The sequence below is a fragment of the Alicyclobacillus fructus genome (assembly GCF_017329605.1).
Taxonomy (GTDB): Bacteria; Bacillota; Bacilli; order Alicyclobacillales; family Alicyclobacillaceae; genus Alicyclobacillus; species Alicyclobacillus fructus.
Genome location: NZ_JAFMTY010000005.1, coordinates 56740 through 80189, shown reverse-complemented (window position 1 = coordinate 80189; position 23450 = coordinate 56740). Strand labels below are relative to the sequence as shown.

General features: G+C 62.4%; 24 protein-coding genes. 22 read left to right on the top strand and 2 right to left on the bottom strand.

The features are described 5' to 3' along the window. The first annotated feature begins 8 nt into the window (after positions 1–8). Genes prmA through deoC form a run of 4 tightly spaced genes read left to right on the top strand, consistent with a single transcriptional unit; the run spans position 9 to position 4402 of the window. Positions 9–959: a 50S ribosomal protein L11 methyltransferase gene (gene prmA / locus J3481_RS03830; RefSeq protein WP_206830904.1), complete on the top strand. Its 951-nt coding sequence runs from the start codon at positions 9–11 to the stop codon at positions 957–959. Further along, positions 959–1711, top strand: coding sequence for an RsmE family RNA methyltransferase (locus J3481_RS03825; RefSeq protein WP_206830903.1), 753 nt, complete (start codon positions 959–961; stop codon positions 1709–1711). The genes prmA and J3481_RS03825 overlap by 1 nt, the downstream gene beginning before the upstream one ends. A gap of 4 nt (positions 1712–1715) precedes the next feature. Further along, positions 1716–3125 carry a tRNA (N(6)-L-threonylcarbamoyladenosine(37)-C(2))-methylthiotransferase MtaB gene (gene mtaB, locus J3481_RS03820; protein ID WP_206830902.1) on the top strand — a complete coding sequence of 470 codons (1410 nt, stop codon included), beginning with the start codon at positions 1716–1718 and terminating at the stop codon, positions 3123–3125. After that, the gene (deoC, locus tag J3481_RS03815; protein WP_328702047.1) at positions 3122–4402 is read left to right on the top strand and encodes a deoxyribose-phosphate aldolase; all 1281 of its coding nucleotides are present in this window, start codon (positions 3122–3124) and stop codon (positions 4400–4402) included. Before mtaB ends, deoC begins: the two co-directional genes overlap by 4 nt. A 5-nt stretch (positions 4403–4407) precedes the next feature. Here deoC and J3481_RS03810 read toward each other — a convergent pair whose 3' ends face one another. Beyond that, positions 4408–5343, bottom strand: coding sequence for a Na/Pi cotransporter family protein (locus J3481_RS03810; RefSeq protein ID WP_206830900.1), 936 nt, complete (start codon positions 5341–5343; stop codon positions 4408–4410). 120 nt (positions 5344–5463) lie between these two features. Here J3481_RS03810 and rpsU point away from each other — a divergent pair, with 120 nt between their 5' ends. The 16 genes from rpsU to J3481_RS03730 all read left to right on the top strand — a co-directional run bounded on the left by rpsU (position 5464) and on the right by J3481_RS03730 (position 19755). Further along, positions 5464–5646 carry a 30S ribosomal protein S21 gene (rpsU, locus tag J3481_RS03805; protein WP_008337132.1) on the top strand — a complete coding sequence of 61 codons (183 nt, stop codon included), beginning with the start codon at positions 5464–5466 and terminating at the stop codon, positions 5644–5646. Positions 5647–5667: 21 nt separating this feature from the next. After that, the gene (locus J3481_RS03800) at positions 5668–6111 is read left to right on the top strand and encodes a GatB/YqeY domain-containing protein (RefSeq protein ID WP_206830899.1); all 444 of its coding nucleotides are present in this window, start codon (positions 5668–5670) and stop codon (positions 6109–6111) included. Positions 6112–6244: 133 nt separating this feature from the next. Then, positions 6245–6529 (top strand): YabP/YqfC family sporulation protein, encoded by a 285-nt coding sequence (locus J3481_RS03795; protein WP_206830898.1) that lies wholly within the window; start codon positions 6245–6247, stop codon positions 6527–6529. Continuing rightward, complete coding sequence (locus J3481_RS03790; protein ID WP_206830897.1) at positions 6526–7740, top strand: sporulation protein YqfD; 1215 nt, start codon at positions 6526–6528, stop codon at positions 7738–7740. The genes J3481_RS03795 and J3481_RS03790 overlap by 4 nt, the downstream gene beginning before the upstream one ends. A gap of 19 nt (positions 7741–7759) precedes the next feature. Then, positions 7760–8731, top strand: coding sequence for a PhoH family protein (locus J3481_RS03785; protein WP_206830896.1), 972 nt, complete (start codon positions 7760–7762; stop codon positions 8729–8731). A gap of 33 nt (positions 8732–8764) precedes the next feature. After that, positions 8765–10888 carry an HD family phosphohydrolase gene (locus tag J3481_RS03780; RefSeq protein ID WP_206830895.1) on the top strand — a complete coding sequence of 708 codons (2124 nt, stop codon included), beginning with the start codon at positions 8765–8767 and terminating at the stop codon, positions 10886–10888. After that, entirely contained in the window at positions 10885–11358 is a 474-nt protein-coding gene (gene ybeY, locus J3481_RS03775) for an rRNA maturation RNase YbeY (protein WP_206830894.1), read from the top strand. Before J3481_RS03780 ends, ybeY begins: the two co-directional genes overlap by 4 nt. Positions 11359–11376: 18 nt before the next feature. Next, complete coding sequence (locus tag J3481_RS03770) at positions 11377–11916, top strand: diacylglycerol kinase (protein WP_206830893.1); 540 nt, start codon at positions 11377–11379, stop codon at positions 11914–11916. Beyond that, entirely contained in the window at positions 11913–12809 is an 897-nt protein-coding gene (era, locus tag J3481_RS03765) for a GTPase Era (protein ID WP_206830892.1), read from the top strand. The genes J3481_RS03770 and era overlap by 4 nt, the downstream gene beginning before the upstream one ends. Positions 12810–12902: 93 nt before the next feature. After that, complete coding sequence (locus J3481_RS03760; protein WP_206830891.1) at positions 12903–13067, top strand: YqzL family protein; 165 nt, start codon at positions 12903–12905, stop codon at positions 13065–13067. Positions 13068–13069: 2 nt separating this feature from the next. Then, positions 13070–13882, top strand: coding sequence for a DNA repair protein RecO (gene recO, locus J3481_RS03755; protein ID WP_206830890.1), 813 nt, complete (start codon positions 13070–13072; stop codon positions 13880–13882). Between the two features lie 262 nt (positions 13883–14144). Beyond that, the gene (gene dnaG, locus J3481_RS03750; protein WP_206830889.1) at positions 14145–15950 is read left to right on the top strand and encodes a DNA primase; all 1806 of its coding nucleotides are present in this window, start codon (positions 14145–14147) and stop codon (positions 15948–15950) included. A gap of 36 nt (positions 15951–15986) precedes the next feature. After that, the gene (gene rpoD, locus J3481_RS03745) at positions 15987–17093 is read left to right on the top strand and encodes an RNA polymerase sigma factor RpoD (protein ID WP_206830888.1); all 1107 of its coding nucleotides are present in this window, start codon (positions 15987–15989) and stop codon (positions 17091–17093) included. 163 nt (positions 17094–17256) lie between these two features. Then, positions 17257–17856 (top strand): YdcF family protein, encoded by a 600-nt coding sequence (locus J3481_RS03740; protein ID WP_206830887.1) that lies wholly within the window; start codon positions 17257–17259, stop codon positions 17854–17856. A 28-nt stretch (positions 17857–17884) separates the two neighbouring features. Further along, entirely contained in the window at positions 17885–18649 is a 765-nt protein-coding gene (locus J3481_RS03735; RefSeq protein WP_206830886.1) for a tRNA (adenine(22)-N(1))-methyltransferase, read from the top strand. Continuing rightward, entirely contained in the window at positions 18646–19755 is a 1110-nt protein-coding gene (locus J3481_RS03730) for a Nif3-like dinuclear metal center hexameric protein (RefSeq protein WP_206830885.1), read from the top strand. Before J3481_RS03735 ends, J3481_RS03730 begins: the two co-directional genes overlap by 4 nt. Before the next feature lie 5 nt (positions 19756–19760). Here J3481_RS03730 and J3481_RS03725 read toward each other — a convergent pair whose 3' ends face one another. Continuing rightward, positions 19761–20534: an arginase family protein gene (locus J3481_RS03725; RefSeq protein WP_206830884.1), complete on the bottom strand. Its 774-nt coding sequence runs from the start codon at positions 20532–20534 to the stop codon at positions 19761–19763. A 506-nt stretch (positions 20535–21040) separates the two neighbouring features. Between J3481_RS03725 and J3481_RS03720 the strand changes: the two genes are divergently transcribed. Together J3481_RS03720 and J3481_RS03715 are read left to right on the top strand one after the other, a co-directional pair. Next, complete coding sequence (locus J3481_RS03720; protein ID WP_206830883.1) at positions 21041–23104, top strand: helix-turn-helix domain-containing protein; 2064 nt, start codon at positions 21041–21043, stop codon at positions 23102–23104. Continuing rightward, entirely contained in the window at positions 23067–23441 is a 375-nt protein-coding gene (locus J3481_RS03715; RefSeq protein ID WP_328702046.1) for an AzlD domain-containing protein, read from the top strand. The genes J3481_RS03720 and J3481_RS03715 overlap by 38 nt, the downstream gene beginning before the upstream one ends. The last annotated feature ends 9 nt before the right edge of the window (positions 23442–23450 follow it).

Below are 23450 nucleotides of genomic sequence, written 5' to 3'. Positions count from 1 at the left end.
GCTTGGCTTTGCGTTGGTGGCACGTGCGCGTGCGCGTGGCGCACGAAGCGGCAGATGCGCTGTCCGCCGTCCTGGAAGGTTATCCGGACGTGCAGGGCGTGCAGATGGAAGGCATCTCTCCGGCGGAGGTGAGGCCGCCGCGGTTCGGCGAATGGTTCGACGAGCAGTTGACGCCCACGCCGGACGTCGAGGTCTCGGTTTACTTTCCGGAGACGCATGATCGCGGCGAGATCGAGCAGCGGATGCGGAACGCCGTAAGCCGCGTGCGGCTTGCCGGACTGGATCCCGGGCCGCAGGCGTCGGATGTTCGCGTGGAACTGGTGGATGAATCGTCCTGGAAGGACGCCTGGAAGGAACAGTATCACCCCATCCCGGTGGGAGATTCATTGGTGATTGTGCCCATCTGGGCGGAGCCGGAGGAACTTGAACGGTACAGGGATCGGCGCGTCATCGCCATTGAGCCCGGCATGGCCTTCGGCACGGGCCATCACCAGACGACCCAGATGTGCGCCGAGCTCTTGACGGAGGTCGTTCGACCCGGCATGCGTGTGGTGGATGTCGGGACGGGCACGGGCGTATTGGCGATCGCGGCGGCGCTCGTCGGCGCCGAGCGCGTTGTGGCCATCGATCTCGATCCCGTCGCCGTGTCCGCCGCAACCGAGAACGTGCGCCAGAATGGGCTCGAAGCCCGCGTGGACGTCCGCCAGGGCGACCTGTTGGCCGCGCTCCGCCCGGACGAGACGTTCGATCTGGCGGTCGCCAACATCCTGCGCGACGTCGTGATCGCGCTCGTGCCGCAGGTCCGCGCTCGACTGGCGCCGGGAGGATGGTTTTTGACGTCGGGGTATATTGAATCCCAGCGCGAGCAGGTCGAGCAGGCGCTGCGAGCGCACGAATTTTCGATCGTTCGCCGGGCGCAGAAGGACGACTGGGTCAGTCTTTTGGCGGTGAGGCGCTGATGCTTCCGCGCGTGTTCCTGGACGTGGATGGCGAGGAAGGGGCGCGGGTGTGGATCGGCGGCGAGGACGGCCATCATTTTTCGCGCGTTTTGCGGGCGAAGCCGGGCGAGACGCTGGTGGCTGCCGCCGCCAACGGGCCGTTCTGGGCCGAGATCGCCGATGTGCGACCTGGGCAGGTTTGCGTGCACTTGCGCGAGCGCGCGCCTTCCAGCGAGCCGAAGCAAAACTTCGTTCTGGCTCAAGGTCTGGCCAAAGGAGAGAAGATGGACATCATTCTGCAAAAGTGCACGGAGATAGGAGCCGCGGGCTTCGTGGTGTTTGAAGCGGAGCGATCCATCGTGCGTCTCTCCGGCGAAGGAAAGGTGGAGCAGAAGCTGGCGCGCTGGCGCAAGGTCGTGCGCGAAGCGGCGATGCAGTCGCAACGCGATGTTGTGCCGTTTGTGGTATGGGCGCGGGATTTCGGCGCGGCGCTTGGCGCTCTTAGAGAGCGCGGCGTCGAGCGCGTGCTCGTGCTCGACGAGGAAGAGCGGGCGAAAGGCATCGTGTCGGCTCTGCGGGCGCGGGATGCGGCCAGCCCGGCGGCTGTCGTGGTAGGGCCCGAGGGCGGTCTCGGAGAGGGGGAAAGGCGGGTGGCGGAGCGCGACGCGCGCTGTCTCTGCGTCACGCTCGGCCCGCGCATTTTGCGCACGGAGACCGCGGGCGCGGCCGCGCTCGCCATTGCACTGGCTGAATCGGGGGACATGGGAGGTTGAGAAGGTGCCGACGGTGGCGTTTCACACCTTGGGTTGCAAGGTGAACTTCTATGACACCGAGGGGATATGGCAGACGTTCAAGCGGCGCGGGTACACGCAGGTGCCGTTTGACAGCAAGGCGGACGTGTACGTGGTGAACACCTGTACGGTCACCCACACGGGCGATCGCAAGAGCCGGCAGATGATCCGCCGCGCGGTCCGAACCAATCCCGACGCGGTCGTGGTGGTCACGGGCTGCTACGCTCAGATCGCGCCGGACGAGATCGCGCGCATTCAGGGCGTGGATCTGGTCGTGGGGAACGACCAGAAGTCGAAGATTGTCGATCACGTCGAGTCGGTCCTGGCGGAGCGGAGGCCGTACCTGGCGGTGGGCAATATCATGAAGGCCGCCGAGTTTGACGAACTCGACGTGCCCTACTTTGAAGAGCGCTCACGCGCGAACCTGAAGATCCAGGACGGGTGCAACAACTTCTGCACGTTCTGCATCATCCCGCGCGCGCGGGGCCTCATCCGCAGCCGCAAGCCGGAGAACGTGGTGCTGCAGGCGACCAAGCTTGCGCGTGCGGGCTATCGAGAGATTGTGCTCACGGGGATTCACACGGGCGGATACGGCGAGGACTTCGAGAATTACCGCCTCGCCGATCTCCTGTTGGATCTCGAGCGCATCGACCTGCCGTTTCGCATTCGCATCAGCTCAATTGAGGCCAGCGAGATCGACGATCGCCTGATGGACGTGCTCGCGTCGTCGAACAAGGTGGTGCCGCACCTGCACATTCCTCTGCAGGCGGGCTCAGATCCCGTGCTTCAGCGCATGCACCGGCACTACACCACGGCGGAATACGCGGACAAGTTGAAGGAGCTTCGGCGCCGCCTGCCGGATCTCGCCGTGACGACGGACGTGATCGTCGGCTTTCCCGGCGAGACGGACGAACAGTTCGAGGAGACGTACGCGTTCGTGCGGGAGCAGGGCTACGCGCAGCTGCACGTGTTCCCGTATTCGCCGCGCCGGGGCACGGCCGCGTACAAATTTAAGGATCAGGTGCCGGAGGATGTGAAGCGCGAGCGCGTGGCGCGGATGATCGCGCTCGGGGAAGAGTTGCGCCGCGCGTACGCGTCCTCGTTCGTCGGCAGGGAGCTCGAGGTCATCGCCGAGTCGCCGCTCACCTCGGCGGACGAGGAGGTGCGCCGCGCGTATGGCCATCTGCCCGAAGCATCGCGCATGCTCGTGGGCTACGACGGCCACTATCTCCGGGTCGCCTTCGAAGCGCCTGCGGGCACGCCGCTCGAGTCGATGGTCGGCGAGGTCATTCGCGTGCGGATGACGGATCTGGGGCCGGGCGTGCACCGGGCGGCCTTTCTCGAGCAGGTGACGTTCCCTGAAGAAGATGTGGAATGGGGGCGGATGACGTCGTGACGGTTCGAATCGAACGGGCGGCGGGCGGTGTCGTGGTGCGCCAGCGCAACGGGGCGCGCGAGGTCCTGCTCATCGACGATCAGTACGGCAAAGTGTCGTTTCCCAAGGGGCATCTCGAGCCGGGGGAATCGTGGGAGCAGGCGGCGCTGCGCGAGGTGCAGGAGGAGACGGGCGTGATCGCGCGCATCGCAGGCGATGTCGGGCGGGTGGAGTACCGCATCGAGCGAGGCGGCGAGCCCGTGCGCAAGCAGGTGCGGCTGTTCCTGATGATCGCGGAAGACGGTTCGGAGCCGGTGCATCAGGCGGAGGAAGTGAACGGAGCCTATTTCCTGCCTTGGGACGAGGCGAAGCGGCGCCACGACGGGCAGGGCTACGCCAACTGGCGCTTTGCCTTGGACAAGGCGGAATCGCTTCTCGCTTGGCGGGATGGCCGCCTGGAGGAGGCTTGGCGGGCGCTCGGCCCGGATGCGCCTTGGGACGATCTCGTCGCGGCTTGGCAAGTCGCCGAGCCTGTGGCCCGACGGCTGTTGCAGGCGTGCCGGGACGAGTTGGCCGTGACGTTCCCAGAGCTACGTCTGCCGGATCCCGGGCATGTGTCCTTGCCGCGTGAGGTCGAAGACGACGCGGTCAGGAAGGCCATCGAATCGACGCTTCTGAAGCCGGAGGCGAGCGAGATCGACGTGGCCAACCTGTGCCTGGAGGCCGTGAATCACGGGCTGCCGATGGTGTGCGTCTCACCGCGCCATGTGCCGCTCGCGAAGCGCGTTCTCGCGCAAAGCGGCGTGCGGGTGTGCACGGTGATCGGCTTTCCGCATGGGACGCAGACGGTCAACGCCATGCGCCAGGAGGCGATCGAGGCGGTGGCGGCAGGTGCGGACGAGATCGACATGGTGGGGCCCATCGGCGCGCTGGCTGAGGGAGACGTGTGGACGTATGCGCAGGCGGTGCGCGCGGTGGTCGAGGCTGCGTCGCTGAAATCGCCGGCCGTTCCCGTGAAGGTCATCCTGGAGACGAGCGCGCTGACACCGGATGCCGTGGTCAAGGGCGCCCTGGTGTCCGCGGCGGCGGGCGCGGACTTCGTCAAGACGTCGACAGGCTATCACGCGGCGGGTGCCCGCCCGGCGGACGTGGCGCTGATGGCGCTTGCGGTCGGAGGGATGGCGGGCGTGAAGGCCAGCGGAGGCATTCGCACGCCTGGGGCGGCGCGGCATCTCCTGCGGTTTGGCGCCGACCGGCTTGGCACGTCATCCGCGCTCAAGCTGTTGGACGAAGCGTGACCGGCTCACGCGGCCGGCGCGTCGGGCAGCATCCGCGTGAGCAGCTGCGCGAACGACCGCGTGAACGGCCAGGCGGCCAGCGTGCAGAGAGCGTTGAACGCGGTGTTGGCGTTGGCGACGGCTTGGCCGGGTGACGGGGATACGGCCGCGATCGCAGTGGTCAACGGATGCAAAATGGGAAGGGCCAGTGCGACGCCGAGCGCGTTCAGCAGCACGTGGGCGAGCGCAATGCGCTGGGCGGGGCGCGGCGTGCCGATGGCCGCAAGGATCGACGTCAGGCAGGTTCCGACGTTGGCGCCGAGCGCGATGGCGATCCCGCCCGCCAGCGGAATCATGTGCCCGTCTGCGAGGGCCATCGCGATCAGCGTGGTGGCGGTGGACGACTGCACGAGGGCGCTCAGGACACAGCCGGCGAGCGCCGCCCAAAGGATCTGGTGCCCGGACGCGGCGAGGATGTGGCGAAAGAAGGGCGCCGACGCCAGCGGGCGAAGGGCGGCGGCGAGCGCCTGAAGCGCAATGAAGAGGCAGGCGAAGCCAACCAGGCCTTCGCCGAGCGGCCTTTGGCCGCGCCTCGGCGACAGCGAGAGAATCATGCCGATGCCAAGGGCGGGAAGCGCGATGCCCCACAGGTTCAGGTGGAGCAGTTGCGGCGTGACGGTGGTGCCCACGTTGGCGCCGAGCACAAGCCCGAGGCCGCTCGCGAAGTCCAGGCTGCCCGCGGCGACCAGTCCGACGGTGATGGCGGTGACCGCTCCGGACGATTGCAAGAGCGCCGTGCTCAAAGCCCCCGTGACGATACCGCGCGTGGGCGTCGACGCAGCCGTCCGGATCAGGCGCGCGAGGCGCCCTTCCGCCATTCGCTCGAAGCCGGATCGCATCAGGCGAAGGCCGCCGAGGAAGGCGACGAGGGACAGGCACGTCGCGACGATGTGGGTGATCATGCGCCTCCCTCCCGTTCTAGGACAACCTATGCGACCAACCGCGGAAGCATGCGTGTTTGACGAGCATTTCCTGCTGTACTATAATGGCCACAACTGATGTGTCCGGGGGGAGGGGATCTCATGTCGGAAGTCCGTCTGCGCAAGAATGAGTCCATCGACAGCGCGCTGAGGCGGTTCAAGAAGCAGATGGCCCGCGACGGCGTGTTGGCGGAGGTTCGCAAGCGCGAGCACTACGAGAAGCCGAGCGTCGCGCGCAAGAAGAAGGCCCAGGCAGCTCAGCGCAAGCGCCGCCGCAGCTACTGAGGTCTATCGGGAGGAACCATCATGGCATTCCTTGATCAACTGAATGACGACCTCAAACAGGCGATGAGAGACAAGGACAAGATCCGGCTCTCCGTCATCCGGATGGTGAAATCGGCGGCCAAGAATCGAGAAATCGAATTGGGCCGGGCGCTGACGGACGATGACGTCGTGGCCGTCATTCAGAAGGAGATCAAGCAGCGCCGAGATTCCCTCCAGGCGTTTCGCGATGCAAATCGGACGGATCTCATCGAGCAGGCCGAGCGGGAGATTGCCGTGCTCGAGTCGTATCTGCCGGCGCAACTCGGTGACGACGAGATCGCGGAGTTGGCCAAAGACGTGATGACTCGGGTCGGCGCTTCGGGGAAGGCCGACATGGGCAAGGTCATGCGCGAACTGATGCCGGCGGTGCGCGGGCGCGCAGATGGCCGCCGTGTCCAGCAGATTGTCGAGAGCCTGCTCGCGTGAATCGCGGATGAATATGGAACACGGGTGAGGAGCCGTTCCTTCGGGCGGCTCCTCACGTTTCTTCTCCGGCCCGTTCCCGCCTGGTGTTATGGCGAGCCTGTCTCGCATAGTCATCCAGGGGGAGGAATGGGCCATGCCGGGATGGACGTCTTCATTCAAGCGGCGCGCGGGGGAACTGTTGCATCTTCCGCCGGATGCCGTCGAACCAGTGGCTCGAGTGACCGTCGTGGGCGACGAGTTGATCATCGAAGGCGCCAAGGCGCTGATGGAGGTGGCCCCCGACCGGATTTCCTGCGACTTGGGCGATCGCGTCGTCGAGATCGAGGGGGAATCCTTTGTCATCAAACTCGTGACGGAACGCGAGATTCACGCGGTGGGGCGCGTTCGCCACCTGTCGTTCGGAGGTGGGCCCCGGTGAGCGACTCGCGATTCGAGTGGTTTTGGCGGGGGTCTGCGACGTTGGTGGTCTCTGGGCCGGGCGCCCGGCAGTGCGTCGCCCGGCTGCAGCGGCAGGGCATCGTCGTACGAGATGTGCGCTTTGTGGCGGATGGCGTGATGCTCCGCGTGAGCGTCGCGGGACTTCGGAGCTTGATCAGCTCGCGCCGCGCGCTGAATGTGAAGTTCCGCATCGTGGAGCGGCACGGGGCTCCTTTTCTCGGGAGGCGGCTGTGGAGGCGGAAGGCGTTCGCGGTCGGCGCTTTTGCGTTTGTCGCCATTCTCTATGCGCTCTCGTCGATCGTGTGGCGGATCGACATTCAGGGCGCGGAGGGAGAGGACCAGGAGGCGGAATTGCGCCAGGCCGCGGTTGAAGCAGGGCTGGAAGTCGGGCAATGGAAATCCCGGCTCGCGCCGCCTGCCGAGCTCGCGGAGCGCATCGTGGCTCGGGCCCAGAACTACGTCTGGGTGGGCGTGGAGTTGAAGGGATCCGTGGCCGTGGTGCGTGGGATTCCCAAGATCCCTGGCGTGCCTGAGGCGAATCGCCAGCCGTGCAATATCGTCGCCACGCGGCCGGGGGTCATTCTCGACGTGCAGGCGTCTCGCGGCCGCGTGCTGGTCAAGCCCAACCAACTGGTGCAGCCAGGGCAGGTGCTCATTTCCGGCCGCCTGACGGATGGAGGACCCAACGTGCCTGCAAGCGGCCACGTCTACGCGGAGGTCTGGTACACCTCCGACGTGTCCATCCCCCTTCGCATCTCGCAGCAAGGGTTGACCGGCGCGTTTGTCTCTCGCGACTACCTGCAAATTGGCACGGCTCGTCTGCGCGTGTGGGGGTTTCAGGAGGCGCCGCCAGCGACCTACGAGCGCGATCGCGACACCGATTGGCGCGTGGGGTCTTGGCGCCTTCCGGTGCAGTGGGTGCACGCGACGCTGTATGAGGTCAAACCGGCCGTATTGCAGGTCGATGCCGCGGCGGCGCGGGCGGAGGCGCTCGTCATGGCCGCTTCGGACGTTCGATCTCTCGCCGGCGGAGACATGGTCATTTTGGGGCAATCCGTTTTACAGGAACGTCTTGAGCGTGGTACTCTATACGCGACCATACTTACGCGCGTCCAACAGGACATCGGCGCTCCCGCCCCCATCCCGGAGACGGAAGCCATGCCAAAGTCCGCTGGCGCGGCGCAATCGTAAGGACGGGGATGGTGCATCGTTGGCTGAGCAGACGGCGACAAAGAAGTGGGTGTTTCCGACGAACGAGGAAGCGGTGCAGGCACTCGGGCCGAACGATTTGCTTTTGCACCTGCTCAGTCAGGCGTTTTCCGCGAAGGTGATTGTCCGCGGAACGGAGATTCAATTCGTGGGCGACGAGGACGAGGTCTCGCGCCTGCAGCACCTGTTGAGCGTGGTCACCACCTTGGTTCGCCGCGGCATGCAGCTCGGCGAATCGGATTACCGATACATGATTGAAATGGCGCATGCGGGCGATCTCGACGACGTGATCGATGTGTACACGACGGAGATTGGCACCACCTACAAGGGCAAGGCCATCCGCGTGAAGACGCTGGGGCAGAGGCGGTACGTGGACGCCATTCGGCGGAACGACATCGTGTTTGGCGTCGGACCCGCGGGAACAGGGAAGACGTATCTCGCGGTGGCCATGGCCGTGATGGCGTTGAAGCGCGGAGAGGTCAAGCGCATCGTGCTGACTCGTCCGGCCGTCGAGGCGGGTGAGAAGCTGGGCTTTCTTCCGGGCGATCTTCAGGAGAAGGTGGACCCGTATTTGCGGCCGCTCTATGACGCGCTGCACGACATTTACGGGCAGGAGCAGGTGATCCGCGCGCTCGAGCGCGGGAACATCGAAATTGCGCCGCTCGCCTACATGCGCGGGCGGACGCTCGAAGACAGTTACGTCATCCTCGACGAAGCGCAGAATACGACGATTGAACAGATGAAAATGTTCCTGACTCGCCTTGGGTTCCATTCGAAGATGGTGATCACGGGCGATGTGACGCAGATCGACCTTCCGACGGGCAAATTGTCCGGTCTGGTGCATGCGCAGCGCGTGTTGCGCGGAATACCGGGCATTGCGTTTCACACGTTCAGTCCGTCGGACGTCGTCAGGCATCATCTGGTTCAAAAGATCATTGACGCATACGCACAAGACCAGGCGAGGCAGGGCTAAGGCCCTGCCTCAAGCGCAAGGGGCATTTTTCCTATGAAGTGGACAGGATGGGGAAACGCCATTCGCCGCTGGCTGGATGACGACGCCTTTCGTCACAGCCGGCGCATCCGCGTGTCCCTGTACTTGGGGCTTGGCGTGCTCTTGTTCGCCATTCTCGCCTCGAGCATGATGCCGCCGCGATACCACTTCACGGTCGGTGAGGTGAGTCCGACGACCGTCGTGGCCCCGGTGACGGCTGTGGACACGGCGGCCACGGCGGCGAAGCGGAAGGCGGCCGAGGCCAAGGTCCCGAAACAGTACGCGCAGTCTCCGCAGGTGTTGACTCAGGCCCTGCAGGAGCTGGCGGCGTTGTTTGGCGCGGCGAGATCGGCCGTGCAGAATCCGGATCTGACGCCGTCTGAGCGACTGGCTGAGGTGGAGCGTGCGGCGCCCAACGGGCTTTCGACGTCGACGCTTTCGCTTCTTCTTCGCGAGCCCCCTGCTCGGCTTGCAGCGCTGGAGAAGGACAGCGCGAAAGTGGTACAGGCCATCTTGAGCCAACCGTTCTACGCCGACTCCATGCAGCAGTCGATGCTCCTGGTGGATCGGCAGATCGTGAATCTGAATCTTGGGCTTGATCGCGATGAAGCCCTCATCGTGCAGAACACGGCGGTCAGCGTGCTCAGGCCCAACATGGTGTATCAGGCGCAGGCGACGCAGGAAGCTCGTGAGCAGGCGGCGGAAAGTGTGCAGCCGGTCCTGATTCACCAGGGCGACGTGATCGTCGCGAAGAACCAAGTCGTCACGAGCGACGTGATCAGCAAATTGAAGGATGTCGGGCTGTATTCGGCGTATCCGAGCGTGAGAGTTGGCGTGGGCTTCGCCGTGTTCATCGCCATTTCTGTCGCCATGCTCGCGGCTTACGTCGAGCGGAGGGCGCCGAGGCGGCGGCTTGACAACCTGATGCTCGGCATCCTGGGGCTCGTGTTTGTGCTCATGGCCATCCTCATTGCGGTGACCAAGTGGATTGTGGTGGCGGGGGGCCCCGCGTCGACTCCGTATCTTTTGCCCATCTCGCTGGGCGCGATGCTCATCACGGTGATGATGGACTCGTCGCTTGCGGTGGTGGCGGCCTTTTTCTTCTCGTTTCTGCTCGGTGCGGCGTTCGGCATGAACTACGACTTCGTGTTCTACGGCTTCGTGGGTTCGCTCGTCGGCGCCTACAGTGTGGCCCGCGTCACGAGCCGCGCCACGTTCATGCGCGCAGGTTTCATCGTGTCGGCCGTGAACATGGGGACGGTCATCGCGCTCTACCTGCTCGAGGCGAATCGCGGGGCGGATCTGCACGCCCTGTCGCTGCACGTCGGCCTGGCGGCGCTCAACGGCATCTTCGCCGCCATTCTGACGATGGGCATTCTTCCGTTTTTCGAATCGGCGTTTGGGCTGCTCACGCCCATTCGCCTGCTCGAGCTCTCAAACCCGAATCATCCGCTGTTGCGCAAGGTGTTGCTCGAAGCGCCGGGGACGTACCATCACAGCCTGATTGTCGGCAATCTCGCCGAGGCCGCGGCCGAGCTGGTGGGGGCGGATCCCCTTCTCTGCCGCGTGGGTGCGTACTACCACGACGTGGGCAAGACGAAGCGGCCCATGTTCTTCGTGGAGAACCAGATGACGAAAGAGAACCCGCACGACAAGGTCGCGCCGAGCCTGAGCCACCTCATCATCACGTCGCACGTGTCGGACGGGCTTGAGATGCTGCGCAAGGCCGGGATTCCGAAGCCGATCCAGGACATCTGCGCGACGCACCACGGGACGACCATTCTGTGGTATTTTTATCACAAGGCCAAGGAGCAGGATAAAAACGGAACTGTGCGCGTGGATGACTTTCGCTATCCCGGTCCGAAGCCGAAGACGCGCGAGTGCGCCATCATCATGATCTGCGACGCCGTGGAAGCCGCGGTCCGCAGCATGTCGCGGCCCACGCCGAATCGCGTCGAGGGCGTGATCCGCAAGATCATCCGCGATCGCCTGCAGGACGGCCAGTTGGACGAATGCGATCTGACGCTGCAGGATCTCGACGCGATGGTCGGCGCGTTCATGAAGACGCTCAAGGGCATTTACCATGCGCGCATTGAATATCCGGATATTGACAAGCTGAAGAAGGAAGTGGCGAAGTGAGTCGTTTGTCCATCGATGTGACCTGCGAGGTGGATTGGCCGCTCGCTCCGCCGCACGGGGATGCGCACGCGTTCGTGCAGCGCGTCCTCGAGGCGGCGGCCGAGCGGATTGAGGTTCGCGGCGAAGTGTCCGTGTTGTTCGTGGACGACGAGGCCATTCACGAGCTGAATCGAACCTACCGCCAAGTGGACAGGCCTACGGACGTCCTCTCCTTTCCAATGAACGAGGGCGAGGAATTGGCCGATCCCGACGAAGCCGAACCGATGCTGGGAGACATCGTGGTAAGTGTCGATCGCGCGCGCGAACAGGCGGAGTCGTACGGCCATTCCCTGGAACGGGAATTGGCGTTCCTGTTAGTGCATGGATTCCTGCACCTCAATGGTTACGACCACGAGGACGAGGCTGGAGAGCGCGAGATGTTCGGGCTGCAGGAGGAGATCTTGCAGGGGATAGGGCTCACGCGTTCGTAACGGCGAGGCGGTGAAGGGATGAAAGAGGCGGGGCGGCGCGGGCCGGCGCGGAACGATCCGAGGTCCCAACCGTTTGTTCGGGCGGTGACCTATGGCCTGAACGGCGTGGTGTACGCCTTTCACACGGAGAAAAATCTCAAGCGGGACGTGTGGCTGTTCACCTGCCTCGCTGCCGTCGAATGGTGTCTGCGACCCAGCCTGACGCAGGCGGCCATCACCGTGTTTGTCTCCATGTGCGTCTTCGCCGCGGAGTTGTTCAACACGGCGATTGAGCTGGCGGTCGATGTGGCGTCCGAGTGGCGCGATCACCCCGTGGCCGGCATGGCCAAAGATGTGGCGAGCGGCGCCGTGACCTTTGTCGCGCTCGGGGCGCTCGCCGTCGCCGCGTGGCTTCTCGCGTCGAACTGGCCTTGGCATCTCTGGCTTTGGAGCCGTCGCAACTTGGGAGCCTCCGCGCTCGTCACGGCGTGGCTGGCCGCCGTGTGGACGGTGAGGCTCTGGCCCTACCGGGAGGAAATCGAAATTAAACGGCCTCGAAGGGAGGGGGAGGCAAAATGACCTACAAATCTGGTTTTGTGGCGCTCATCGGGCGGCCGAACGTCGGCAAGTCCACGCTTCTGAACGCGCTCGTCGGCCAGAAGGTGGCCATCATGTCGAACCGGCCGCAGACCACTCGCAATCGCATCCGCGGCGTGCGAACCACGGAGACGTCGCAGATGATCTTCATCGACACGCCGGGCATTCACAAGCCGAAGCACCGCCTCGGCGAATACATGGTCGATACTGCTCTGAAGACCCTGAACGAGGTGGACGTGATCGTCTTCGTGGTGGACTCGTCCTCGCCCGTGCATCCTACGGAAGAGGAGATTGCCAAACAGCTTGAGCGCGTGCGCACGCCCGTGATCCTCGCGCTGAACAAGGTGGACGCCCTGGACGATCGCGCCCTTGTACTCAAGCGAATCGAGGAGTATCAGGCGCTGCGGCCGTTTGACGAATATGTGCCCATCTCGGCCCTGAAAGGCGAACAGGTGGAACTTCTGACCGAGTTGATTGAACAGCGCCTGCCGGAAGGGCCCAAATACTATCCGGACGAGATGATCACGGATCAGCCGGAATCGTTCATCATCAGCGAGATCGTACGGGAAAAGGTGCTCTTACTGACGCGCGACGAAGTGCCGCATTCCGTCATGGTGACCGTGGAGCACATGGAGCGCCGCGCGTCCGACACGCTGTACGTGAGCGCGGTGATTTACACGGAGCGAGAGAGCCAAAAGGCCATCCTGATCGGCAAGCAGGGGCAGATGTTGAAGCGGGTCGGGGAGATGGCGCGGCATGAGCTGGAGGCGCTGTTCGGAAACCGCATCTATCTCGAGCTGTGGGTCAAGGTGAAACGGGACTGGCGCAACAAGCCGGCGCTTCTGCACCAATTCGGCTTCGATCGCGACCGCTGAGGCATCCAAGGGATTCCGGGTATAGAGGCCATCCGCCTCGGCAGACTAGGAGCATGGAAGTGCAGTCCGCGGAGCGGAAGGGAGACGATGCCGATGCGTGATATCACGTGGAAGGTATTCGAGCTCACCGGGGACGTGTACGCGTACCTCCTGTATCGCGCCTGCCAGCAGGCGGAACAACTCGCGGACGACGAACAGCCGGCGAAGGAAGACGAGTTCCAACAGGATTCGCATTTCCAGGCTTCGTTGAAAGGTTGAGCGTGACGGTGATTTGGACCACGGAGGCCGTCGTGGTGCGCGTCGTGCGCTACGGCGAGCGGGACGCCATCCTGACGCTCTTGACCGAAACCGGGCTTGTGACAGCCATGGCGCGGGGCGGCGCGAGGTCAGCCGGACGTCTGTCGGCGGCCGCGCGCCTGTGTGCGCAGGGGACGTACGTGCTGTACCAAGGCAGAGGCATGGGCGATGTGCGGCAGGCCGAGATGGCCCGCCAGCGCCGGGCTTTGCACGAAGATGTGCTCAAGGCGGCCTACGCCGCCTATTTGTGCGATCTCGTCACCCGCACCGTTCCGGAGCGGCCCGACGCACCCCCGGCGGCGTACCGCCAGTTCGTGGCGGTGTTGGACGGGCTGGAAGCGGAACGCGTGCCTGCAGACGTGCTCGCGCGCGCATTCGAACTGAAGGTGTGCTCGTGGCTTGGGGTGGGGCCCGATTGGCGCGTGTGCATCAGGTGCGGACGGCCGCTGGCCGAAACGGAGGGATCTCCGAGATACGATCCTCGCGAGGGCGGCCTCATCTGTCCCAGGTGTGCGAGCCAGGCGTCGGCAGCGGGTGGCGGATGGCTCGTGCCGCGCAAAGCTCCGGCCGTGCTGCACCTCTTGGCCCACGCCGACATCGCAAAACTGCATCGGGTCGACCTGTCTGGCGCCATGCGCGAGGCGCTGTCGCGTATTCTCGCACATCAACTGCGGGAATTTGCAGGTGTGGGAGGGCGATCGCGCCAAGTGCTCGACGATATCGTGGCGTCGTTTCTCGAGCTTCCCGAGGAAGATCGCGGCGATCCCGACACATAAGTCAAGCGCGGGAGCCATAAACTGATTCGGGGATGGGGAAGAGGATAAATTTGACTTGGAGCGTCGATACTAGGCATGTCTCAAAGCTCGCTTCCGGGGACGCCGCAAGCTTCGAGAGAAGCCTGCCGGTCGAACCGTGTCGAGAAAGAGACAACTTTTTGCGGATAGGAGGAAAGTGTCCTACTTTGTAGAATAGGTGAATAGACGCCGGCGAACATCCGTGCACAGGCTTCATCGGCGGCGCCGGATAGGGGGTGCAGTGATGAACGTTCCAGAGACGTTCATAGACACGCTGCGCCAGAAGGTCGACATCGTTGAAGTCATCAGTGAATACGTGCCTCTGCGCCGATCTGGCCGCTCGTACGTAGGACTGTGCCCCTTCCACAATGAGCGCACACCCTCGTTCTCCGTGTCACCCGAACGCCAGGTGTACCATTGTTTCGGATGTGGGGCCGGAGGGACCGTGTTCCGCTTCCTCATGGACATCGAAGGCATCACGTTTGCCGAAACGGTGTCCTTGCTCGCCGAGCGATGCGGCATTCCCCTGCCGGACTCGCTCCATGCGCCGTCTCACCGCTCGCCGAAGCTGGACAGATTCCGGCAGGCGCACGAGCTGGCAGCAAAAGCGTTCAACCACATTCTAATGAATACAGATGCTGGAGTGCAAGCCCTTCAATATCTTCTTTCGCGCGGAATTTCACGCACGACCATGGCCAACTATTTGTTGGGCTACGCCCCGCCGTCTGGCAGGGCCATGATGTCGTTTCTCCAGCAGAAGGGTTTTTCCGCCGATGAGCTCATCGCGTGCGGGCTTGCGGTGGATCTCGGCGGTGAGCTGGTGGATCGGTTCCGCGGCCGAGTGATCATTCCCATCGCGGATCGGCGGGGACAGGTCGTGGCCTTTGGCGCCCGCGCGCTGGACGCCGACGCCAAGCCCAAGTACTTGAATTCACCGGAATACGAACTGTTTCACAAGGGCAGGATGCTGTTCAATTACCATCGTGCCCGGAAGGCCATTCGCCGGGAGCGGAAGGCCATCTTGCTCGAGGGCTACATGGATGTCCTGGCCGTTGCGCAGGCGGGCATCGAGTGCGCGGTTGCGACGCTCGGCACCAGTCTGACGGAAGATCAGGCCCATTTGTTGAAGGCGGATTGCGACAAGGTCGTGATCGCGTACGACGGCGACGAAGCGGGGCGCAAAGCGACGGTCCGCGCCATCGATGTCTTGGAACAGGCGGGGATCACGCCGGTGGTCTTGCGCCTGCCGGACGGCATGGACCCGGACGAATACATCCGAGCCCACGAGCCAAGGGCGTTCGAGCGCATGCTGTCGGACTCCACCTGGACGGCGGTGCAGTTTTTGATCGAGGATCTGCGCGCCCGAGCGGAATGGGTGAGCCCGGCCGGCCGCACGGAATTTGTGCGCCAGGCGCTGCGGTTGCTTGCAGAGCGAGCAAGCCCCGTGGAGCAGGAATATCAGTTGCGAAATTTGTCACAGGAATTTAACCTCTCTGTCGAAACGTTGAAGGAGGAGATGCGCGCTTTCGCGAAACCAATAAGGCGTCGTTCTCCTTCAAAAGAAGAATTCGCGCCGTCGGTGAATTCGCCGCGCGCGGCCAAGGGCAAGGACCAGGTGAGCCTTCGCATTCTGCAAGCCGCGCTGTTCAGCCAAGAGGCCGCCGAGTACCTGATGGAAAAGGGCGTGACGGAGCTGGCGCATCCGCTGCACACGGCGCTCTTGTCGCACGTGTACTCGTGGAGGCTCGAGCAGCCAGGGCAGCCGCCGTCAGCATTCTTGGATCGCCTCGAGGATGAGGAGTTGGTTCGCCTGGCGTCCTCGCTCCTGTTTGACGAGCCGCCGGAAATCACCTCTGGCCTGGTCGACGACTACCTGAGGGCGCTCGAGCTGAACAGGCTGGAACAGGAGCTGAAGGACAAGGTGCGCGCGTGGACGGAGGCCGAGGCGGCTGGCGACGCAGAGAAAAGTAGAGAGATCAAGCTGCAAGTGGAGTGGATTCAGAGCCAAATTGCAACCATGAAGCAGCCCCGCGCGCTCCACGCCGAATGACGGGTTGCGCCATATGGGGTAAAGGAGGCGGGGAACATGGCGAAGACGAATGACGAGATCCGCGATGAGGATCAGGGTATCACCCTTCAGGAAGCGAAACAGCAACTGATTGAACTGGGCAAAAAGCAAGGCTCGTTGACATATGAGGAGATCTCGGATCGGCTCAGCTCGTTCGACATGGACGCCGATGCGATGGATGACTTCTTCGAACAATTGGCGGAGCTCGGGATCGACGTCGTGAACGAACGCGACGAGGAAGGCGGACGCGAAGACGAAGATTACGATCTCGACGATCTCTCCGTTCCGCCGGGCGTCAAGATTTCCGATCCGGTGCGCATGTACCTGAAGGAGATCGGGCGCGTGCCGCTTTTGTCCGCTCAGGAGGAGATTGAGCTCGCCAAGCGGATCGAGCAGGGCGATGAAGAGGCGAAGCAGCGCTTGGCGGAGGCGAACCTGCGCCTTGTGGTCAGCATCGCGAAGCGGTACGTCGGCCGCGGCATGCTGTTTCTCGACCTGATTCAGGAGGGCAATCTCGGCCTGCTCAAAGCCGTGGAGAAGTTCGACTACCGCAAGGGGTACAAATTCAGCACCTACGCCACGTGGTGGATCCGGCAGGCCATCACGCGCGCCATCGCGGATCAGGCGCGGACCATCCGCATTCCCGTGCACATGGTGGAGACCATCAACAAGCTGATCCGCGTCTCCCGCCAGCTGTTGCAGGAACTGGGCCGCGAGCCGACGCCGGAGGAAATCGCCGCGGAGATGGACCTGACGCCGGAGAAGGTGCGCGAGATCCAGAAGATCGCGCAGGAGCCCGTGTCGCTCGAGACGCCCATCGGTGAGGAGGACGATTCTCACCTCGGCGACTTCATTCCGGACGACGAGGCGCCTGCTCCGGCCGACGCTGCGGCGTACGAACTGTTGAAGGAACAATTGGAGGACGTGCTCGACACGCTGACGGAGCGGGAAGAGAACGTGCTGCGGCTTCGCTTCGGACTCGACGATGGCCGCACGCGCACGCTCGAAGAGGTCGGGAAGGTGTTTGGCGTGACGCGCGAGCGCATCCGCCAGATCGAGGCGAAGGCGCTGCGCAAGTTGCGCCATCCGAGCCGCAGCAAGCGGCTGAAGGATTTTCTCGAGTAAGGCTCATCCACTCTGCCCGACGTTCAGGCTGCTCGCCTCATGATGGGGCGTGGCGGCCTCATTTCGTTGTCCAGCCCGAGAGAGACGTGCGGGCCGCCGGTCTACCGCTGTCTGCCTCCGCGTATGGTGGAAGAGGAAATGCGGAGAGGCGGGAGGGGCGGCCTTGGCCTGGCTATGGATGTGCCTGTTGGCGTGCGTGGTGGCGCTTCTGGGCTCGCTCGGCTTTCTGTTTCGGTTTGCGCATCGATTGATGTACGTGGGACGGTCGCAGCGGCCGGAGAAGAGCGATGTGGGCGTGGTGCTCGGCGCGTACACGGACGGGTTCGAACCGAGTCAGCCCCTCGCAGCCCGGCTGCGGACGGCCATCGCGCTGTATCGGCAGGGCTACATCCAGGCCATCATTGTCAGCGGCGGGCAGGGAGAGAACGAGTCGGTGTCCGAGGCGCGCAGCATGAAGCGGTTCCTCGTGATGAACGGCATCCCGGCGGACGCGGTGCACGAGGAGAGGATGTCGACGAATACGTGGGAAAATCTGCACCACAGCAGCGCCATCATGCGCGCGCGAGGCTATCGCACCGCCATCATCATTACCTCGGATTACCACTTGCCGCGAGCGCTCGCGGTCGCGCGGATGATGGGCATCCAGGCGACGGGCTGCGGGGCCGCGTCCACCAAGGGAGAGTTTCGCGCGGCCTTGCGCGAGGTGTTCGCGCACATTCAGTATATGTTGCAGGGGAGACAGGCCCCGTCTTGGAAGCTGTGAGTTCACTTGTGGAGAGGAACGATTTGCAATGGAATTGGGGCCGCGCCTCACAGCCGTGGCACAGTTGGCGCTTCCATGTGAGACGCTTGCGGATATCGGCACGGACCACGCCTATCTGCCGCTTTATGCGCTCGAGGCAGGCATGGTCGATCGCGCCATCGCCACGGACGTCCGCGAAGGTCCGCTGTCACGGGCTCGCGCTCATGTCGCGGCTCGAGGTCTTCTGTCGCGCGTATCGCTGCGCCTCGGCGACGGCCTGAAGCCGCTGCAGGTCGGCGAGGCGGACGTGATCGTCTCGGCAGGCTTGGGAGGGCATGCGCAGTCGGAGATGGTCGCGCGGAGCGAGGACGTGGCCCGCTCGGCCAGAAGGCTGGTGTTCCAGCCGATGGGCGCGGGTCACGTGCTCCGTCAGACGCTGTATCGGCTCGGTTTTCACCTCGTCGGCGAATTGGCCGTGTGCGAGGGGGACAAGCCGTACGAAATCATGGCTGCGGAACCGAGATCCGGGCCGGATCCTGCGTACGAACCGGCGCTCGCCGAACTTCGCCGTCGCGGCCTCGAACCGGACGAGGCATGGGAAGCGCTTTGGCTGGTGGGACCCATCCTGTGCCAAACGCGCAACCCGTGTCTTGTGTGCCGGATTCAGGACGCCGCGATGCGGGCCGATCGCGCCATCGCGCGCGTTGAACGGGCCGGAAACAAAGAGGCGCACGCGGCCCAGCTCGAGGCCTTGGTCAGGCGCCGAAGGCTTTGGCGTGTATTGATGGAGATGTGGGAGGAGGATCGCGTATGACCGTCACGGTTGCGGATGTCGTGCGGGCCATGGAAGAGATCGCGCCCGCGCGGATGGCCATGGAGGGCGATCGCATTGGGCTTCAAATAGGCGATCCCGCCCGTCCCGTCGGGAAACTGGTGGTGACCCTCGAGGTGACGCCGTCCGTCGCCGAGCGCGCTGTGGCGTGGGGGGCAGACATGGTCGTGGCGCACCACGCCCTCCTCTTTCGCCCGTTAGCGGAGATTCGATGGGACAAGCCGCGCCAAGCGATGATCGCGAAGCTCGTCGCGCACCAAATCGCCTTCTTCGCCGCGCACACCAATCTCGACTGCGCCCCGGGTGGCGTGAACGACGTGATCGCCGAGAAGCTCGGCCTCGCGAATGTGGATTTGCTGGAAGTCACGGGGCGCGACAAGCTGGTCAAGCTCGTCGTGTTCGTGCCCGCGTCGCACGTCGATGGGGTGCGCGAGGCGCTCGGCGATGCCGGAGCGGGCCACATCGGAGGCTATTCCCATTGCACGTTCGGCGCACCCGGGACGGGATCGTTCAAACCAGGGCCGGACACAGAGCCCTACATCGGCGAGCACGGCAAGCTCGAGCTGGTGGACGAGGTGCGCCTCGAGACCATCGCCTACGAGCGCGATCTCGACCGCATTGTCGCGCGAATGCTCGAGGTGCATCCGTATGAGGAAGTCGCCTACGATGTGTATCCGCTCGCGCTGCCGGGCCGTGCCTTCGGCATCGGTCGCGTCGGGACGCTGCCCGAAGCCATGGAGCTCGAGGCCTTTGTCGATCACGTCAGGCGCGTATTTCATCTGCCGCATCTTCGCTACGCGGGTCATCCTCGAACCCGCGTCCAGACGGTGGCCGTGCTCGGCGGCTCCGGAAGTGGATGGATTCCGCATGCCCTCGCGCGCGGCGCCGACGTCCTCGTGACCGGGGACGTGTCGCATCATCAGGCGGCGGATGCGGTGCACGACGGGCTTGCCATCGTCGACGTGCCGCATGCCGCGCTCGAAGCGCCGGTCTGCGAACACGTGGCGCGGCGATTGCGCGGCGCGCTCGGTTCGGCAGTGGAGGTCCGCGTCGACATCGACGGCGTTGATCCCTGGCGCTGGGTCTGAAAACGTCATCCGGATCGCAGGGCATGCAGAATAGCGCGATTGGCGGCCTCGTTTTTTTGGATTTCGCGAAGGGATCGGGCGCTCATGGCGCCGATGGGTGAGACGGGCCATTCGCCGCACAGGTCGACGCCCAGAATGCGCCGGTGGCGCCGGAGCGCCACGAGTGCGTACAGCATCGTCCCGAGGCGCATGCTGCCTCCATCCCAGTCGGTGGCCGCGTCGGCCGGATGGAGCACGTCCTTGTCGATGCTGATGTAGACCGGATAGGGTCCTGTCGCTTCCAGGATGCGTGCGGTGAGCCTGCGCGGCGTGGAAAACCCTGCGACTTGGTTCTCATCGATGAGTGTGACGTCGCGATCCCGTCGGCCGAGATCGCCCAACTCGCCTGCGTCGCGGGCGCCGACGATGACGACCCGGCGCAGCAGAGGCACGCGAAAGAGCGCCCGCCTGACCCAGTTGCCACAGGATAGAAGCGGCGGTTCGGCCGCGCAGTCGGTGTGATGGTCAAACAGGACGAGAGAGAACGGCTCTTGGCACTCGCGCAGGAGGAAGTACGTGACGTAGTGATACGTGCCGCTGCCAACCAGGGTGACGCCGCGATACATCCGCTGGCGCAGGCGCCGCTCGATGGCACGCGCGGCAAACGGATCGCACATGCCGTGCGTCCCGGGGATATCGTCCAACTGAACGATCTCGTGCTCGGGAGGAAGTGGGAGAGACTGAACGGACAAGCTTTCGTCCAGGTGAAGGACGGTGACTCCAGAACTTTGCCGCAACAAGATGATCCACTCCTTTCAAGCGCGTTGACCTTGAAACGGTGTCTCATCCGGAGCGCAGAGCTTGGACTCCTCTTTACCATAGCAAAGATGGGGCCGTCGTGCATAAAAGTAGGGCGGTCCATGGACGTATGCGTGCGGTCCGGATCGACAGCCGACGCGCGCCTGGGGTCGAAAGACACAGGTGGCGTCGAATTCGGAAGCGGATGGACGGCGCATACCGGGGAAAATATCGAAGAAGTCCGTGTTTTGGGCAGATGATCGGCCGATCCTATGGTTCGATTCATGGCTTCCTACACCTAAGCTCGCTTCTGCCATTGCCTCGGAGAACGCGTGGGTGCCCCCCAGCACGCAGATTGTCTTTCATCTGCTCACTGTCTCCTCACGGTTTCCGGCGAGATTCACGGTCGTTACGTGGTGCAGCAAGTGCAAAAAGATCGATTTTGAATATATTTTTTGAGGTTAATGGGAGCGAAAGAAGCGAAAGTGTTGGGGTCTCTTTCAGCCCCATGGACCCAGTGTTCGGTATATTGACCTCGTTCGGTATATCGATCTATCATGAAACCATGGATATCATCAGAGTTTTAGCGGCAAATCTAAAGCAACTTCGCGAGCAGCAACAAAGTTCCATCTCTGAATTGGAGAGGAGGTCAGGCGTCGGAAAAGCTACAATTTCAAGTTTGGAATCCGGGAAGGGAAACCCTACCATCGAGACGCTGTGGGCACTGGCAAAGGCGCTCAACGTTTCGTTTGGAGCGCTGATATCCGCGTCATCATCTGAAGCGAGCAGTGTGGTTCGTTCAGAAGAAGGTGCTAAAATTTCCGGAACCGCCGGATACACGCGGCTTATTGATAGGTTGTCTTGTGAGGGGTCTCTTGAAATTTACGAAATGGTTCTTGTTCCAGGCGAGCAACGAATAGCAGACCCACATCCAGAAGGTGTCATGGAACATCTGCTTGTGGTTCAAGGACGGTTAAAGGCTGGACCCGATAAGGAACCCGTCCTGTTGGAGACGGGAGACTACATTTCGTTTCGTGGCGACCTTCCACATGTGTACTCGGCGATCGAACATGAAGCGCGGGCTGTTGTATGGATGCAATATCCTCGATCCTTATTTCATCCAGATTCGACGAATACAACAAAAGTAAAATTCGGACGCTATGCAAGAACGCTTATTGAGCGCTCGTGGACTGAAATCATGAACGGTTTAGCGATGACGCGGCTCCGGTTTTCAGCGGAGACAAGCGATATCGAATCGGTCGTTCGTGAGCTGGAAGAAATCGTGAACTCTCTTCAGGATTCTGAGATGTATCGGTGGAATATTCAAAGCTTTGTCGTTCCAGAAGGCGAACGCACCGTAAGTGTGTTGTCTTTTCGTAAGAATCCTTTCACGCAACCGTCGTCGACCCACGATGGAATCCGGGGATCGATTCATGATTTGGAAGGAAAGACTGTCCTAGAGAAGGCAGAATATCTTATTGATTTTGGAAGAAAAACTCTAGAGCCTGACGAATTCGAAGCCTTACACCATTTGTGTACAGATTCTTCCTTAGTTATTCGCACACTGGTATCCGAGATATTCACTCAGCACGGATATCCAACTGTGCCAAAGGATATTCAACGGGTGGAGGAAGATCATGACGCTTGTGAACTCACTAAAGAAGACCGTATCGATGTCGACTCGTACAATTGGTTCGAACTGGTTCACCCCGCCTATGCCCGTCAATGTGTATCGCTCGCCAGAATGATCCGCAAACACATTCCGTGCGATGACGGGCATGTCCTTGCGTGTATGGATGTGGGCTCGGGGACAGGTGCGCCGCTCATCATGCTTCTCGAGATGATTCCTAACCTAGAGATTCTTGCCGTGGAACCGAGTTCAGCGGCCTTTTACTATCTAAAGAAGAATTTGGGACAAAGGAAAAATATCAAGTGTGTACACGCCGACTTCTTGGATTTTGAAATCGAAAGACGGGTTCCTTTGATCACATCGGTGGGTGCATCTCATCATCTCGACACGTACCGCTTTTTGAAAAAGGCATGGGATTGCCTCGATGTGAAGGGGAAACTATGTATTGCTGATGAAATGATCGCACCATTTTGCACGATAGAGGAGCGTCAGCGGAATTTGATCTTACACCATACGGCGTACATGCTTGCGACCATGGTGCCCATTCCAGGAGCGATTCGAGACCGCTTATGGCCACAAGAAAAGCGCCTGGTTGATGAATTCCAGCGCAACGTTCCCCTCATCGTAGCGGACGCATACGAGAACCGACTCAACTCAGCGATTCAACGATGTCGAGACCTACTCAAGTTCACAGAAGGGTTGAAACTCGGCACTTTGATATCCAACAGGATGGTTGCGTTTTATCGGTTTCAGGTCTTGGAGTTGCAAGCCTTAGTCGCGGGTTTGGACTACGAGGTGGAACAAAAGACGTTTCCTGAACGATTCACTCAATTGGCTCGCCTTGCTGGTTTTGAGCTATCCGAACACGAGCGCGTATACCCTACGATAGGTGATCGCGACATGGATGCCGGGACGCATGTCTTTGTTTTCACGAAACCGTGAGTATGGCGGTGGTGCAATGCTCGGTGTTCTCTGTGTTACCCTGATTGTCGGTGTAGGGACGTACTTGATACGCGCTGGATCATTGAGTTTGGGCGGAAGAATGACGTGGCCCACATGGCTCAGACAATGGTTCGTATTCGTCACACCTGCGGTTTTGGGGGCTTTGTTGGGCCCGGAAATCTTTCTTCCAAATCAACATGGGATCTTTCTATGGCACAATGAAACATTTCTAGCTTCCATTCCTACCGGTATTGTCGCCTGGTATTCACGCAACTTGCTCCTTACTGTCATGGTCGGAGTCCTGTGCTTTGCAGCGCTTTCATATTTGCTTTCGTAACAAGGAGGA